Source organism: Streptomyces sp. NPDC000075 (assembly GCF_040301925.1).
GTDB lineage: Bacteria > Actinomycetota > Actinomycetes > Streptomycetales > Streptomycetaceae > Streptomyces > Streptomyces polychromogenes.
Genome location: NZ_JBEPFL010000007.1, coordinates 212,549 through 226,908 on the forward strand (window position 1 = coordinate 212,549; position 14,360 = coordinate 226,908).

At 73.7% G+C, this 14,360-nt stretch carries 15 protein-coding genes; 6 read left to right on the plus strand and 9 right to left on the minus strand.

Translation table 11 applies throughout. The features are described 5' to 3' along the window. Nucleotides 1-80 precede the first annotated feature (80 nt). Nucleotides 81-863: a serine protease gene (locus ABT403_RS11635; RefSeq protein WP_425580134.1), complete on the minus strand. Its 783-nt coding sequence runs from the start codon at nucleotides 861-863 to the stop codon at nucleotides 81-83. 255 nt (nucleotides 864-1,118) lie between these two features. Between ABT403_RS11635 and ABT403_RS11640 the strand changes: the two genes are divergently transcribed. Then, nucleotides 1,119-1,802, plus strand: coding sequence for an HAD family acid phosphatase (locus ABT403_RS11640; RefSeq protein WP_344154230.1), 684 nt, complete (start codon nucleotides 1,119-1,121; stop codon nucleotides 1,800-1,802). A gap of 144 nt (nucleotides 1,803-1,946) precedes the next feature. Here the strand turns inward: ABT403_RS11640 and ABT403_RS11645 are convergent, their stop codons facing one another. The 4 genes from ABT403_RS11645 to ABT403_RS11660 all read right to left on the minus strand — a co-directional run bounded on the left by ABT403_RS11645 (nucleotide 1,947) and on the right by ABT403_RS11660 (nucleotide 5,768). Further along, nucleotides 1,947-2,636, minus strand: coding sequence for a DUF4360 domain-containing protein (locus ABT403_RS11645; RefSeq protein WP_425580133.1), 690 nt, complete (start codon nucleotides 2,634-2,636; stop codon nucleotides 1,947-1,949). Nucleotides 2,637-2,709: 73 nt separating this feature from the next. Beyond that, a complete protein-coding gene (locus ABT403_RS11650; RefSeq protein ID WP_344154227.1) occupies nucleotides 2,710-3,375 on the minus strand; it encodes a DUF4360 domain-containing protein in 666 nt (221 codons plus the stop codon). Between the two features lie 429 nt (nucleotides 3,376-3,804). Continuing rightward, nucleotides 3,805-4,713 (minus strand): SDR family oxidoreductase, encoded by a 909-nt coding sequence (locus tag ABT403_RS11655; protein ID WP_344154224.1) that lies wholly within the window; start codon nucleotides 4,711-4,713, stop codon nucleotides 3,805-3,807. Nucleotides 4,714-4,832: 119 nt separating this feature from the next. After that, nucleotides 4,833-5,768, minus strand: a complete 936-nt coding sequence (locus ABT403_RS11660) for an SDR family oxidoreductase (RefSeq protein WP_344154222.1) — start codon at nucleotides 5,766-5,768, stop codon at nucleotides 4,833-4,835. Nucleotides 5,769-5,824: 56 nt separating this feature from the next. Here ABT403_RS11660 and ABT403_RS11665 point away from each other — a divergent pair, with 56 nt between their 5' ends. Genes ABT403_RS11665 through ABT403_RS11685 form a run of 5 tightly spaced genes read left to right on the plus strand, consistent with a single transcriptional unit; the run spans nucleotide 5,825 to nucleotide 10,216 of the window. Beyond that, nucleotides 5,825-6,580: an enoyl-CoA hydratase family protein gene (locus ABT403_RS11665; protein WP_344154219.1), complete on the plus strand. Its 756-nt coding sequence runs from the start codon at nucleotides 5,825-5,827 to the stop codon at nucleotides 6,578-6,580. After that, nucleotides 6,577-7,428: a CoA transferase subunit A gene (locus tag ABT403_RS11670; protein WP_344154216.1), complete on the plus strand. Its 852-nt coding sequence runs from the start codon at nucleotides 6,577-6,579 to the stop codon at nucleotides 7,426-7,428. The genes ABT403_RS11665 and ABT403_RS11670 overlap by 4 nt, the downstream gene beginning before the upstream one ends. Then, nucleotides 7,425-8,153 carry a CoA-transferase subunit beta gene (locus tag ABT403_RS11675; protein ID WP_344154213.1) on the plus strand — a complete coding sequence of 243 codons (729 nt, stop codon included), beginning with the start codon at nucleotides 7,425-7,427 and terminating at the stop codon, nucleotides 8,151-8,153. The genes ABT403_RS11670 and ABT403_RS11675 overlap by 4 nt, the downstream gene beginning before the upstream one ends. Before the next feature lie 16 nt (nucleotides 8,154-8,169). Then, nucleotides 8,170-9,252: an NAD(P)H-dependent flavin oxidoreductase gene (locus ABT403_RS11680; protein ID WP_344154871.1), complete on the plus strand. Its 1,083-nt coding sequence runs from the start codon at nucleotides 8,170-8,172 to the stop codon at nucleotides 9,250-9,252. Nucleotides 9,253-9,280: 28 nt separating this feature from the next. Beyond that, nucleotides 9,281-10,216, plus strand: coding sequence for a tyrosine-protein phosphatase (locus ABT403_RS11685; protein WP_344154210.1), 936 nt, complete (start codon nucleotides 9,281-9,283; stop codon nucleotides 10,214-10,216). Nucleotides 10,217-10,297: 81 nt separating this feature from the next. On the opposite strand, the gene ABT403_RS11690 is transcribed toward ABT403_RS11685, so the two are convergent. The 4 genes from ABT403_RS11690 to ABT403_RS11705 form a co-directional block, all read right to left on the minus strand. Then, nucleotides 10,298-11,974 (minus strand): DEAD/DEAH box helicase, encoded by a 1,677-nt coding sequence (locus ABT403_RS11690; protein WP_344154207.1) that lies wholly within the window; start codon nucleotides 11,972-11,974, stop codon nucleotides 10,298-10,300. Nucleotides 11,975-12,093: 119 nt separating this feature from the next. Further along, the gene (locus ABT403_RS11695) at nucleotides 12,094-12,297 is read right to left on the minus strand and encodes a cold-shock protein (protein WP_030662250.1); all 204 of its coding nucleotides are present in this window, start codon (nucleotides 12,295-12,297) and stop codon (nucleotides 12,094-12,096) included. Between the two features lie 201 nt (nucleotides 12,298-12,498). Further along, on the minus strand, nucleotides 12,499-13,656 hold the full coding sequence (locus tag ABT403_RS11700; RefSeq protein ID WP_344154197.1) for an acetyl-CoA C-acetyltransferase: 1,158 nt from the start codon (nucleotides 13,654-13,656) through the stop codon (nucleotides 12,499-12,501). Between the two features lie 28 nt (nucleotides 13,657-13,684). After that, nucleotides 13,685-14,299 (minus strand): TetR/AcrR family transcriptional regulator, encoded by a 615-nt coding sequence (locus ABT403_RS11705; protein ID WP_344154868.1) that lies wholly within the window; start codon nucleotides 14,297-14,299, stop codon nucleotides 13,685-13,687. Nucleotides 14,300-14,360: the final 61 nt, after the last annotated feature.

Sequence of the window (14,360 nt, forward strand, 5' to 3'; positions counted from 1 at the left end):
GGGCTCGCCCTTCCGGCCGGTTCGGGTCCGGCCGGAAGGGCGAGGTGCGTGGGCGGGGCTGCCGTGCGGTCGGACAGGCCCTACAGGCCGGCGGCGGCGTTGCGGATGTCGGCGGCGAAGGTGGAGACCTCGGAGTAGACGCCGGGGTATCCGGCGCGGGCGCAGCCCTCGCCCCAGCTGACGATGCCGACCTGGATCCAGGCGTTGGTGTCGTCACGGCGGAACATGGGGCCGCCGGAGTCGCCCTGGCAGGTGTCGGTGCCGCCCTGGTCGTAGCCGGCGCAGATCTCCTCGGAGGGGACGAGGGAGCTGCCGTAGGCGGCCTGGCAGGCGGCGTCGGAGACGAAGGGGACGGTGGCCTTGAGGAGGTAGCGCTGCTGGGCCCCGCCTTCCCGGGCGGCGCCCCAGCCGGCGATGGTGAAGGTGCCGTTGTCGTAGGCCTTGGTGTCGGCGATCTTGAGGGTGGGGAGGTTGATCGGCTTGGCGAGCTTGATGAGGGCCCAGTCCTTGCCCTGGCCGTTGTAGCCGGGGGCCTGGAGCACCTTGGTGGACTTGACCTTGACGGCGCTGCCGCTCTGGAGGTCGACGACGCCGGCGGTGGCGGTGATGGAGGTGTTGTTGCCGGAGCCGTTCACGCAGTGGGCGGCGGTGAGGACGATCTGCTGGGTGTAGAGGGCGCCGCCGCAGCCCATGGAGAGGCGGACCATGAAGGGGAACTCGCCCTGGGCGGCGCGGGTGCCGCCGACGACGGGGGTCGGGGAGGCGCTGGCGCCGGTGGGCTGGAGGCTGACGGCGGCGAGGGCCACGGCGCCGACGGCGAGGCCGCGCTTGAGGATTCGGGCAAGAGTGGACACGGTCAACACACTGCCTTTCGTGGGGGGGTTGGGCCGTGCGTGCCATCCGGTGAATGACGAGTCCATGACACATCGATGGCGGGAAGGCAACAAGGACGCGTTTTTGGACAATCCCCGCCACCGCGCCGGGCCGTGACGGGGATTCACCCCCCGGCCACGAAAAGTTTCCTACCGGCCAGTAGACACGGGTGGGATTCTGGCCAACTCTGGGCACGTACATGCCAAGCCCGCGACCTGTCGAGCTGTTCCGAGGAGCGCCCCCACATGCGCAGCACCCGCCGCACCCGCACGTCCCGTACCGCCGCCGCCACCGTTGCCGCGGCGGCCGCCGTGATGACCCTGCTGCCGGCCGGCGCCGCCGCCGCGGCCCCGGCCGCCACGCCCGCGCCCGCGCCCGCTCCGGCGGCGGTCACGGCCTCGGCTCCGGGTGGCAACGCGGCGATCCTCGGCATCGACTACGCCACCTGGCAGCGCGACGTGGCCGCCGTCGTCGACGCCGCCCGCCCCGCCATCGAGCAGCGGATCGCGGCCGCCCCGGCCGGCGAGAAGCCCGCCATCGTCCTGGACATCGACAACTCCTCCCTGGAGACGGACTTCCACTGGTTCTGGACGTTCCCGACCCCGGCGATCGAGAAGGTCCGCGCGCTGACGCAGTACGCCGCCGAGCGCGGGGTCGCCGTCTTCTTCGTCACCGCCCGCCCCGGGATCGTGTACTCCCTGACCGAGCGGAACCTGAAGGCGGTCGGCTACCCGGTGACCGGGCTGTACGTCCGTGACCTGCCGGCCCTGTTCGGCCAGGTCAGCGCGTACAAGACGGCCAAGCGCGCCGAGATCGAGGCGCGCGGGTACACGATCATCGCCAACATCGGGAACAACGAGAGCGACCTGGTCGGCGGCCACGCCGAGCGCACCGTCAAACTCCCGGACTACGGCGGCAAGCTGTCCTGACCCCCGGCCGGCCCGCGCCCCGGCGGATCCGGTGCGCCGAAAACGGTTCGAGACGCCGGTGTGGCGGGTAGTCATATCCCATCGCACGAGTGCCGGGCCCGGCCCCTCGCCAGGGGGCCGGGCCCGTCGCCGTTGCTCAGGCCCTCACGCCGTCCTCGGCGCGGGGCAGGTCTGCCAGGCCAGGTGGTAGAGCGTGCTGACGCTGGCGTCGGTGGAGTCCATGGCCATGAAGCTGGTGGCCGTCTGCGGGTTCGAGGTGCCGGCGTTCACCCGCAGCTCGGTGTTGATGTTGAAGTTGCGCTTCTCCCCGCAGGGGGCCCAGACCAGGTCCGCGTAGTCCGTCTTGTCGCTGGTCTGCCAGTTGTCGTTCAGGGGTCCGGTGAAGGTGTGGGCGCGCTGGGTCGTCTGCGGCATCCCCTGGAAGTAGTAGTTCGCCTTCTCCTGGCCCGAGGCCCCGGGCTGGAGGAACGCGAACCCCCGGTAGTCCGCCTGGACGATCGCGTAGGTGAACCCGGACGGCACGTGGACGCGCAGGTTGAGCTGGCAGTTCTTGCGGAAGGCCGTGGGCGGGGCGCCGGGGCCGACCTGGGCGAGGTAGTCGCTGTAGGTGACGGTGAAGGCCGTGTTGTCCGGGGCCACGGCCACTTCGGCGGTGCCCTCGCGGCAGCCGGAGCCGTTCACGGTGGCGAGCTCGATGACGATCTTGTCGGGCGGGACGGTGATCCGCGGACGGCCGGCGCCGTCCGGGGCGGCGGCCCCCGCGGGGGCGGAGGTCGCGATGAGGGCGGCGGCCGCACCGGCGGTGAGCAGGGTGCGGGACAGGCGGTGAGACATCGGTGTCACTCCTGACTCCTGGCTCTCGGTCCCGGCCCGGGGCCGGGGCTCCTGCGACGACGGGCACCCCGCGTCAGGCGGCGGGGCACTCCTTCCACTCGAAGTGGTAGACCGTGCTGACGCTGCCGTCCGTCGAGTCCATGCTCATGAAGCTGAGGTTCTGCGAGCCTGAGGTGCCGGCGTAGACCCGCAGCTCGGTGTTGACGTTGAGGTTGCGCTCCTCGCCGCAGGGGGCCCAGACGAGGTCCGCGTAGTCGGTCTGGTCGCTCGCCTGCCAGTTGTCGGTGAGGGGGCCGTTGAACTGGTGGGTGCTGCGGGCCGTCTGGGCGCTGCCCTGGAAGTAGTAGTTCGCGCGCTCCTGGCCGTAGGCGCCGCGCTGGAGGTGGGCGAAGCCGCGGTAGTCGGCGCGGGCGATGGCGTACGTGAACCCCTGGGGGACGCGGATCCGCAGCGCCAGCTGGCAGTTCTTGCGGAAGTCCGTCCCGCCGGAGCCGGCGCCGGTCTGGGCGAGGTAGTCGCTGTAGGTGACGGTGAAGGCCGTGTTGTCGGAGGCGGCGGCGACGCCGGCGGTCCCCTGGGGGCAGCCGGAGCCGTTGACCCCGGCGACCTCGACCGTGACGCGGCCGGGCGGGGGGACGGAGGGGGTGTCGGCCGGGACCTGCGCGTGGGCGGGGGCGGGGGCGGCGAGGGCCGTCAGGGCCGTGACGGCGGCGCCGAGCGCGATTCTGCGGAGGGGCATGAGGGTCTCCGTTCGTGCGGAGGGGGGCCCGGTTTGGGCATGGACATGCCACCACGCTGGCGCTGGGCGGGGGAGGGTTCGATATGGCCATCGGGTGCGCGTGGGGCCGCCGCCCCTGCCCGCTGGCCGGTTCCGGCGAGCGGCGGGCCGCCCCTCCGCCGGTCGGCGGCGTCTTCGCCCGGCGGGGCCCGCCCCGGGCACCGGCCCGGATGTCCGGAACCCGGCCCGGGGGTCCCGCTGCGCGGTGCGTACTCCCCGCCCCGCCCTTCCACCGTTCCCGCCTCACACGCCGGCGGGGCTGGAATTGCCCTGCGGGCAATCCAGCCCGCGCGGCGTTTGAGCGCAAAGGGGTCCGGGGCTTGTCCCGGGATACGGTGAAAGGGCGGGGCGGGGAGACGGCTCCGCGCAGCGGCACCCGGCCCCGGCCCGCTAGCGGGATCCGTACACCGGCAGGGGTGGCCGCGACGCGGACAGGAGCTTGGCGGCGGCCTCCCCCGCCTCCGCCGGCGTCCAGCGGGAGCCGCGGTCGGCGGTGGGCCCCGGCCGCCACCCCTCCATCACCGTGATGCGGCCGCCCTCCGCCTCGAACACCCGCCCCGTCACCCCGGCGGACGCCTCCGCGCCCAGCCACACCACCAGCGGGGACACGTTCTCCGGCGCCATCGCGTCGAAGGCCCCCGCCGCCGGGGCGGCCATCGTCGCCGCGAAGGTCTCCTCGGTCATCCGGGTCCGCGCCGCCGGGGCGACCGCGTTGACCTGGACCCCGTACCGGCCCATCTCGGCCGCCGCCACCAGCGTCAGCCCGAGGATCCCCGCCTTGGCCGCGCTGTAGTTGCCCTGCCCCACGGAGCCCAGCAGCCCCGCCCCCGACGACGTGTTGACCACCCGGGCCGCGACCGGCCTGCCGGCCTTCGCCTCGGACCGCCACCAGGCGGCCGCCGCCCGCAGCGGCAGGAAGTGGCCCTTGAGGTGGACCCGCATCACCGCGTCCCAGTCCTCCTCCCCGAGGTTGACGAGCATCCGGTCCCGCAGGAACCCGGCGTTGTTGACCAGGGTGTCCAGCCGCCCGAAGGCGTCCAGGGCGCAGGCCACCAGCGAGTCCGCCCCCTCGGTGGTGGCGACGTCCCCGCCGTGCGCCAGCGCCTCCCCGCCCAGCGCCCGGATCTCCTCCACCACCCCGGCGGCCGGACCGCCGGGCCCGGGGAGGCCGTCGAGCCCGACCCCGAGGTCGTTGACGACGACCCGCGCCCCCTCCGCCGCGAAGGCCAGGGCGTGAGCCCGGCCCAGCCCCCGCCCGGCGCCCGTCACGATGACCACACGTCCGTCCGCGATACCCATGCAGGTTCTCCTCACTCCGATCCGCATCCGCCGGCCCGTCCGGCCACCGGCCCCGCATCCCGCCACCCGCCCGGCCTCCCTGTCGGTCACCCTCCGGCCGGCCCGTCACTCCGCCCGCGTCACCCCGCCGGCCCGCCCGCACCCCCTGCCCGACCGGCGCCTGACCCACCCGGTCCGCCCGGTCCGCCCGGTCCGCCCGGTCCGCCCGGTCCGCCCGCCCGTCCGCCCGTCCGCCCGTCCGCGCTCCGGTCCGCATGCCCGGCCGCCGGCGGCCCCTGCGTTCCGCCGCCGGCCGGCGCCCGGTTGGCCGTCGCCGCCGTCAGGAACGCCGGGCGTTCCCCGCCGCCGTGCACGAGCAGGGCGGCCCCGCTCACGTACGCCGCCCGGTCCGAGGCCAGGAACACCGCCGCCTCCCCCACGTCCGCGGGCTCGGCCAGCCGGCCCAGCGGCACGGTGGCGGCGACGGCCGCGACGCCCGCCGCGTCCCCGTAGTGCAGGTGCGCCAGCTCGGTGCGGACCATGCCGAGGACGAGGGAGTTGACCCGTACCTCCGGGGCCCACTCCACGGCCATCGAGCGGGCCAGGTTCTCCAGCCCCGCCTTCGCCGCCCCGTACGCCGCCGTGCCCGGCGAGGGCCGGGTCCCGCTGACGCTGCCGATCATCACCACCGACCCCCGGCTCTCCCTCAGCCACGGGTAGGCGGCCAGCGAGGCCGTCATCGGCGCCACCAGGTTGAGGGCGACGACCCGCGCGTGCCGCTCGGGCCCGCCCTCCCCCAGCAGCCGGTACGGGCTCCCGCCGGCGTTGTTGACCAGGCAGTCGAGCCGCCCGTACCGCCCCGCGACCCCGTCGAGGAACTCCCCGACGGCGGCCGGGTCGCGCAGGTCCACCGAGGTGAACGCGGCCTCCCGGCCGCCCTGCGCCACCGGCCGGTCCGGCGGGCGCCGGGCACAGACGGCGACCTCCGCCCCCGCCGCGAGGAACGCGCGGGCGATCCCGGCGCCGACGCCCCGCGTTCCGCCGGTGACGACCACGACCCTCCCCTTGAGCTCCATCGGCTGCTACCTTCCTCACCTAACAAATGTTTGGTGGAAAGGTAGCTGATCCGCTCATGGGTGTCTCCACCTCCGGCCCGGACAAGGGCATCGCACTCGTCACAGTGGACTTCCCGCCCGTCAACGCCCTTCCCGTACACGGCTGGTACGAGCTCGCCGACGCCGTGCGCGCCGCCGGCCGCGACCCCGAGGTCCGCTGCGTGGTCCTGGCCGCCGGCGGCCGGGGCTTCAACGCCGGGGTCGACATCAAGGAGATGCAGCGCGACGCCGGCCACTCCGCCCTCATCGGCGCCAACCGGGGCTGCTACGAGGCCTTCGCCGCCGTCTACGAGTGCGAGGTGCCGGTCGTCGCGGCCGTCCACGGCTTCTGCCTGGGCGGCGGCATCGGCCTGGCCGGCAACGCCGACGCGATCGTCGCCTCCGAGGACGCCGTCTTCGGGCTGCCCGAACTGGACCGGGGGGCCCTCGGCGCCGCCACCCACCTGGCCCGGCTCGTCCCGCAGCACCTGATGCGCGCCCTCTACTACACCTCCCGCACCGCCACCGCCGCCGAACTGCACGCCCACGGCTCGGTGTGGCGGGTGGTCCCCCGTACGGAACTGTCCGCCGCCGCCCTGGAACTGGCGGCCGAGATCGCGAAGAAGGACGGCACCCTCATCCGGCTGGCCAAGGCCGCCATCAACGGCATCGACCCCGTCGACGTGCGCCGCAGCTACCGCTTCGAGCAGGGGTTCACCTTCGAGGCCAACCTCAGCGGCGTCGCCGACCGGGTCCGCGACACCTTCGGGAAGGCACAGGGAGGCACCGCATGACGGACAAGACCATGACCCCCGACGAGGTCGCCGGACGGCTGCGCAGCGGGATGACCCTGGGCATCGGCGGCTGGGGCTCCCGGCGCAAGCCGATGGCCCTGGTGAGAGCACTGCTCCGCTCCGGGATCACCGATCTCACCGTAATCTCCTACGGCGGCCCCGACGTCGGTCTCCTCGCCGCCGCCGGGCGGATCCGGCGCCTGATCGCCCCCTTCGCCACCCTGGACTCCATCGCTCTGGAGCCGCACTTCCGGGCGGCCCGCGAGAGCGGCTCCCTCGCCCTCACCGAGTACGACGAGGCCATGTTCATGTGGGGCCTGCACGCCGCCGCGAACCGGCTGCCCTTCCTGCCCGTCCGGGCCGGCCTCGGCTCCGACGTCATGCGGGTCAACCCCGAGCTGCGCACCGTCACCTCCCCCTACGCCGACGGCGAGGAGTTCGTCGCCGTCCCCGCCCTGCGCATGGACGCGGCCCTGGTCCACCTCAACCGCGCCGACCGCCTCGGCAACGGCCAGTACCTGGGCCCCGACCCGTACTTCGACGACCTCTTCTGCGAGGCCGCCGACACCGCGTACCTCTCCTGCGAGCAACTGGTGGAGAGCGCCGAGCTCGCCAAGTCCGGCCCCCCGCAGTCCCTCCTGGTCAGCCGGCACTCGGTCACCGGGGTGGTGGAGACCCCGAACGGCGCGCACTTCACCTCCTGCGTGCCCGACTACGACCGCGACGAGGCCTTCCAGAAGCTCTACGCGACCACCCCCTGGCCCGAGTTCGCCGCCCGCTTCCTCTCCGGGGCGGGCGAGCACGACTACCAGAGCGCCGTCCGGACCTGGCAGGAGGAACAGCGATGACCACGCGCGCCGAGTACTGCGTGATCGCCTGCGCCGAGGCCTGGCGCGGCGACGGGGAGGTCCTCGCCAGCCCGATGGGCCCCATCCCATCCTTCGGGGCCCGGCTGGCCAAGCGGACCTTCTCCCCCGACCTGCTGCTGACCGACGGCGAGGCCATGCTGGTCGGCCTGGACGGGACGGTGGAGGGCTGGCTGCCGTACCGCCGCCACCTGGCCATGGTCACCGGCGGGCGGCGGCACGTGATGATGGGCGCGAGCCAGATCGACCGGTACGGCAACCAGAACATCTCCTGCATCGGCGACTGGGAGCGGCCCTCCCGCCAGTTGCTCGGGGTGCGCGGGGCCCCCGTCAACACCCTCAACAACCCGGTGAGCTACTGGGTGCCCCGGCATTCGCCGAGGGTGTTCGTCGAGCGCGTCGACATGGTCAGCGGGGTGGGGTACGACCGCGCCGGGGCGGCCGGGCCCTCGGCGTCCCGCTTCCACCGGCTGCCGCGCGTGGTCAGCGACCTCGGGGTCTTCGACTTCGGCGGCCCCGGCCGCTCGATGCGCCTGGCCTCCCTGCACCCGGGGGTCACGGTGGAGGAGGTCCGCGCGGCCACCGGGTTCGAGCTCGCGATCGGCGCGGACGTCCCGTACACCCGTGAACCCTCCGCCGAGGAGCTGCGGCTGATCCGCGAGGTGATCGACCCGAAGGGCCTGCGCGACCGGGAAGTGCGGGGCTGACGTGGCGGCGAGGGAGCTGGAGACGGCGTTCACCAAGCTGGTCGGGGTCCGGTACCCGATCGTGCAGACGGGCATGGGCTGGGTGGCCGGCCCGCGCCTGGTGTCGGCGGCGGCCGAGGCGGGGGCGCTGGGCATCCTGGCCTCGGCGACGATGACGACCGATCAGCTGCGGGCGGCGGTGCAGGAGGTGCGCTCCCGTACGGACGCGCCGTTCGGGGTCAACCTGCGGGCGGACGCCGGGGACGCGGCCGAGCGGGTCCGGCTGATCATCGACGAGGGCGTGCGGGTGGCCTCGTTCGCCCTCGCCCCGTCCCGGGAGCTGATCGCCCGGCTCAAGGACGCCGGGGTGGTGGTGATCCCCTCGGTGGGGGCCCGCCGGCACGCCGAGAAGGTGGCGGCCTGGGGCGCCGACGCGGTGATCGTGCAGGGCGGCGAGGGCGGCGGGCACACCGGGGACGTGGCCACGACGGTGCTGCTGCCGCAGGTGGTCGACGCGGTGGACGTCCCCGTCGTCGCGGCGGGCGGCTTCCGCGACGGGCGCGGGCTGGTCGCGGCCCTGGCGTACGGGGCCGCCGGCATCGCGATGGGCACGCGGTTCCTGCTGACCTCCGACTCGACCGTCCCGGACGCCGTCAAGGCCGAGTACCTGAAGGCGACCGTCAAGGACGTCACCGTCACCACCGCCGTGGACGGGCTGCCGCACCGGATGCTGCGCACCGAGCTGGTGGCCTCCCTGGAGCGGGCGGGCCGTGCGCGGGCGCTGGCGCGGGCGGTGCGGCACGCGGCCGGGTTCCGGCGGCTGTCGGGGCTGTCCTGGTCCCGGATGGTGCGCGACGGCCTGGCGATGAAACACGGCAAGGACCTGTCCTGGAGCCAGGTCCTGCTCGCCGCGAACACCCCGATGCTCCTGAAGGCGTCCATGGTCGAGGGCCGTACGGACCTCGGTGTCATGGCATCGGGCCAGGTCGCGGGGGTGATCGACGACCTTCCGTCGTGCGCGGAGCTCGTCGGCCGCGTCATGGCCGAAGCGCACGCCGTGCTGGACCGGCTGCACGCCGCCGGTCCGCACCCGCTCGGCACCCTGCCACCACCAGGGTGATCCCTTCTCCGTCACAGGAGTCGTCCGTATGAGACGTGCCCGCATCCGCCTGGCGACCGCGGCGACCGCCGCCGCGCTCGTCGTCGCAGCCCTGCCCGCCACCGCGTACGCGGCGGCGGCTCCCGCAGCCGCGCCCGGTGCCAGGCACCACCGGCTCCAGTCGCCGGCCCCGGCGATCCGGCAGATCCCCCTCCAGGGAGCCGTCAACCTCCGGGACGTCGGCGGGTACGCCACCTACACCGGCGGCCGGGTCCGCCAGGGGCTGGTCTACCGCTCCGACGCCCTGAGCAAGCTGACCGCGGCGGACATCACCACCGTCGCCGGTCTCGGCCTCACGAAGGCCGTCGATTTCCGCATTCCGACGGAGCTCCAGTACGACGGCGCCGACAAGCTGCCGCCGGGGCTCACCGTCACCTCCCGCCCGGTCAGCGACCTGGGCCTGTACGCCACCCTCGTCGCCGCGATATCCAGCGGCGACCCCGTCAAGCAGGAGCAGATGCTCGGCGGCGGGCGGGCCGAGGCCTACATGCGGGACGTCTACCGCACGTTCGTGACGAGCGCCGAGAACCGGGCGCGGTTCGCGGCGACCCTGCGGGAGATCGCGGACGGCGACCAGGGTCCGCTGCTCTACCACTGCACGTCCGGCAAGGACCGGACGGGCTGGATGAGTTACGTCCTGCTGCGCGCGCTGGCCGTGCCGAAGGAGACGGCCGAGAGCGACTACCTGGCCTCGAACACCTTCCGGGCCGCGTACGACGCCCAGGTCCGGGCGGGTCTCAAGCAGTCGGGCCGGATGCAGAACCCGGACCTGCTGATCCCGCTCCAGGAGGTCCGCCAGGACTACCTGGACGCCGCGACGACGCGGATGGAGGCCGACTACGGGAGCTTCTACGGCTATCTGACGGACGGTCTGGGCCTGGACCTGCGGACGCTGTCGAAGCTCCAGGACAAGCTGGTCCGCTGACGCGTACCGGGTGACGCGCGACGGCGCCGGGCGGTGTTCCGCCCGGCGCCGTCGTCGGTGTGTGCTTCAGGGGTCCGGGGCTCAGACCGCCCGGCGCCGGCCCTGGGTGCCGACCCGGCTGCGCGCCGAGGCCGCGGCCGCGCCGCCGCCGGAGGCGGAGCCGCCCGTACCGCGCCGGGACTGGCCGGCGGAGCCGGAGCCCTGGCCGCCCTGGCCGCGCCGGGACTGGCCCGAGCCGGAGCCGGCGGGGGCCTGGTTGGTGCCGCCGGACGCGCCGGAGCCGGAGCGGCGGCCGCGACCGCCGGAGGCGGGGGCGGCGGAGGCGCCGGAGCGCTGGCCGCCGCCCGAGCGGCGGCGCGAGGAGCCCGAGCCGGAGCCGTTGCGTGCCTTGGGCTGCGCGGGCGGCTGGGGGACCTCCAGCACGACGGGGATGCCGGAGGGCTCGCGGGCGCCGGTCAGCTCGGCGAGCTCCTCGTCGGAGGACTTGATCTGCGCGGTGCGCGGGGAGATCCCGGCGTCCGACATGAGGCGGGTCATGTCGCGCTTCTGGTCGGGGAGGACCAGGGTGACCACGCTGCCGGACTCGCCGGCGCGGGCGGTGCGGCCGCCGCGGTGCAGGTAGTCCTTGTGGTCGGTGGGCGGGTCGACGTTGACGACCAGGTCGAGGTCGTCGATGTGGATGCCGCGCGCGGCCACGTTGGTGGCGATCAGCGCGGTGACCTCGCCGGTCTTGAACCAGTCCAGGGTGCGGTTGCGCTGCGGCTGGGAGCGTCCGCCGTGCAGGCCGGAGGCGCGCACGCCCTCGGCGAGGAGCTTCTTGACCATGCGGTCGACGCCTCGCTTGGTGTCGACGAACATGATGACCCGGCCGTCGCGGGCGGCTATGCGCGTGGCCACGGCCTTCTTGTCGGTCTCGTCCATGACGTACAGGACGTGGTGCTCCATCGTGCTGACCGCGCCGGCGGACGGGTCGACGGAGAAGGCGACCGGGTCGGTCAGGAACATCTTGACGAGCTTGTCGACGTTCTTGTCGAGGGTCGCCGAGAACAGCATGGTCTGGCCCTCGGGCTCGACCTGCTTGAGCAGGGCGGTGACCTGCGGCATGAAGCCCATGTCGGTCATCTGGTCGGCCTCGTCGAGGACGGTGATCGAGACCTGCGAGAGGTCGGCGTCACCGCGGTCGATGAGGTCCTTGAGGCGGCCGGGGGTGGCGACGAGCACCTCGGCGCCGCGGCGCAGGGCCCCCGACTGCCGGTTGATCGACATGCCGCCGACGACGGTGGTGGTGCGCAGGTTGACGGCCGTGGCGTACGGGGCCAGGGCGTCGGTCACCTGCTGCGCGAGCTCGCGGGTCGGTACGAGGACCAGCGCGAGCGGCTGCTTCGGCTGCGCGCGGCGGCCGGCGGTGCGGGCCAGCAGCGCCAGGCCGAAGGCGAGGGTCTTGCCGGAGCCGGTGCGGCCGCGGCCGAGCAGGTCACGGCCGGCGAGCGAGTTCGGCAGCGTCGCGGCCTGGATCGGGAACGGCTCGGTCACGCCCTGGGCGGCGAGGGTCTTCAGCAGCGCCTCGGGCATGTCCATGTCCTCGAACGCGGCGATCGCCGGCAGCGCCGGGACGGTCGGCTCGGGCATGGTGAATTCCTGGGGCCGGGGAGCGGGGGCGGACTTCTGCCGTCCCGCACCAGCCTTCGGACGCCCCTGGGCCGCTCCTCGTCCCCGGGTGGGGCGGCGGCTGGGTCGTGCGGAGCTGGAGCTGGTCATGCGAGAAAGCCCTCCTGAAACCGGCACCGTCCTAGAACCGGCAGGTGCAAACAAAGGTCGAGACAGCAGACAAGCCGGGGCCCGCACCTCTCGGTGCGGACCCCGGCGTGCTGGAGGAATTAGGCGGGGACGATGTTCTCCGCCTGGGGGCCCTTCTGGCCCTGCGTCACGTCGAAGGACACGCGCTGGCCCTCGGTGAGCTCACGGAAGCCCTGGGTGGCGATGTTCGAGTAGTGGGCGAAGACGTCCGGACCGCCACCGTCCTGCTCGATGAAGCCGAAGCCCTTTTCCGAGTTGAACCACTTCACGGTGCCAAGTGCCATGTTAAATCTCCTGAATAGGCGGCAAGGGCCCCATCCGGGAGATTCCGGCAAAAACAATAAAAGCGCCTGCGGAGCAATCCCGTCAGGCGCACATAAAGTTCATGGGTACCACAACTGCAACACCACCAAGCTAGCACACCTCGCCCGGATCCCGCTGCGCCCCGCCGCCACGGCCCCGCCGGCGGGGCGGGGCCACCGGACTCAGAGGCGCTCGATGATCGTCACGTTGGCCTGGCCGCCGCCCTCGCACATCGTCTGGAGGCCGTAGCGGCCGCCGGTGCGCTCCAGCTCGTGCAGGAGCGTGGTCATCAGCTTCACGCCGGTCGCTCCCAGGGGGTGGCCCAGGGCGATCGCGCCGCCGTTGACGTTCACCCGGGCGGGGTCGGCGCCCGTCTCCTTCAGCCAGGCCAGCACCACCGGGGCGAAGGCCTCGTTGATCTCGACCAGGTCGACGGCGTCCAGGGTCAGGCCCGTCTTCTTCAGCGCGTGCGCGGTGGCCGGGATCGGGGCCGACAGCATCCGGATCGGGTCCTCGCCGCGCACCGACAGGTGGTGGATCCGGGCGCGGGGCGTGAGGCCGTGCTCGGCGACCGCCCGTTCGGAGGCGATCAGCAGGGCGGCGGCGCCGTCGGAGACCTGGGAGGAGACGGCGGCCGTGATGGTGCCGCCCTCGACGACCGGCTTCAGCCCCGCCATCTTCTCCAGGGTGGTGTCGCGGCGCGGTCCCTCGTCCACCCGCACGTCCCCGTACGGGACGGTCTCGCGCTCGAAGCGGCCCTCGTCGATCGCGCGGACCGCCCGCCGGTGGGAGGTGAGGGCGAACTCCTCCATGTCGCGGCGCGAGATCCCCCACTTCTCCGCGATGAGCTGCGCGCCGTGGAACTGGTTGACGGGGGCGTCGCCGTAGCGGGCGCGCCAGCCCGCCGAGCCCGCGTAGGGGCCCTCGGTGAGGCCGAGGGGTTCGGCCGCCTGCCGGGAGGCGAAGGCGATGGGGATCATCGACATGTTCTGGGTCCCGCCCGCGACGACCAGGTCCTGGGTGCCGGAGAGCACGCCCTGGGCGGCGAAGTGGACGGCCTGCTGGGAGGAGCCGCACTGGCGGTCGACGGTGACCCCGGGGACCTCCTCGGGCAGCCCGGCGGCCAGCCAGGCGGTCCGGGCGATGTCCCCGGCCTGCGGGCCCACCGTGTCGAGGCAGCCGAACACCACGTCCTCCACGGCGGCCGGGTCCACCCCGGTGCGCTCGACGAGTGCCTTGAGGACGTGCGCCCCCAGGTCCGCGGGGTGCACCTGGGACAGGCCGCCACCGCGCCGTCCGACGGGGGTGCGCACGGCGTCGACTATGTAGGCCTCGGGCATCGGGGGCTCCTCTGCTGGCTGCTGTTTCCTAGGGGCGTACGGCGATCCCGTCGAGCACCATCGACAGGTACTGGCGGGCGATCTCCTCGGGGCTGTGCTGTCCGCCCGGCCGGTACCAGGACGCCGCGACCCACACCGTGTCGCGCACGAAGCGGTAGGTGAGGCGGATGTCGAGGTCGGCCCGGAAGACCTTGGCGGCGACCCCCCGCTCCAGCGTCCCCAGCCACGCCTTCTCGAACTTCACCTGCGAGTCGGAGAGGTAGTGGAAGCGGGGCTGCGCGGAGAGGGTGCGGGCCTCCTTCTGGTAGATCGCGACGGCGGCGCGGTGCCGGTCGATCTCCCGGAAGGACTCGGTGACGAGGGCCTCGATGGTCTCCCGGGGGCCGAGGCCGGCGGCGAGGACGGTGTCGTACCCGTCCCACAGCTCGTTCAGGAAGGCCGAGAGGATCTCGTCGAGCATCGATTCCTTGGAATCGAAGTGGTAGTAGAGGCTGCCGGCGAGCATCCCGGCGGCGTCGGCGATCTTGCGGACGGTGGTGGCGTTGTAGCCCTGGGCGGCGAAGACCTCGGCGGCGGTGTCGAGGAGCTCGCGCCGCCGCTCGGGCGAGGGGGTCACCTGCGGCTTCTTCTTCGCACGCGGCACGGCGGCGGGCTCTGCGGCGGGCTCTGCGGTCGGCTCTGCGGTCGGCTTGTTCGTTGGCACG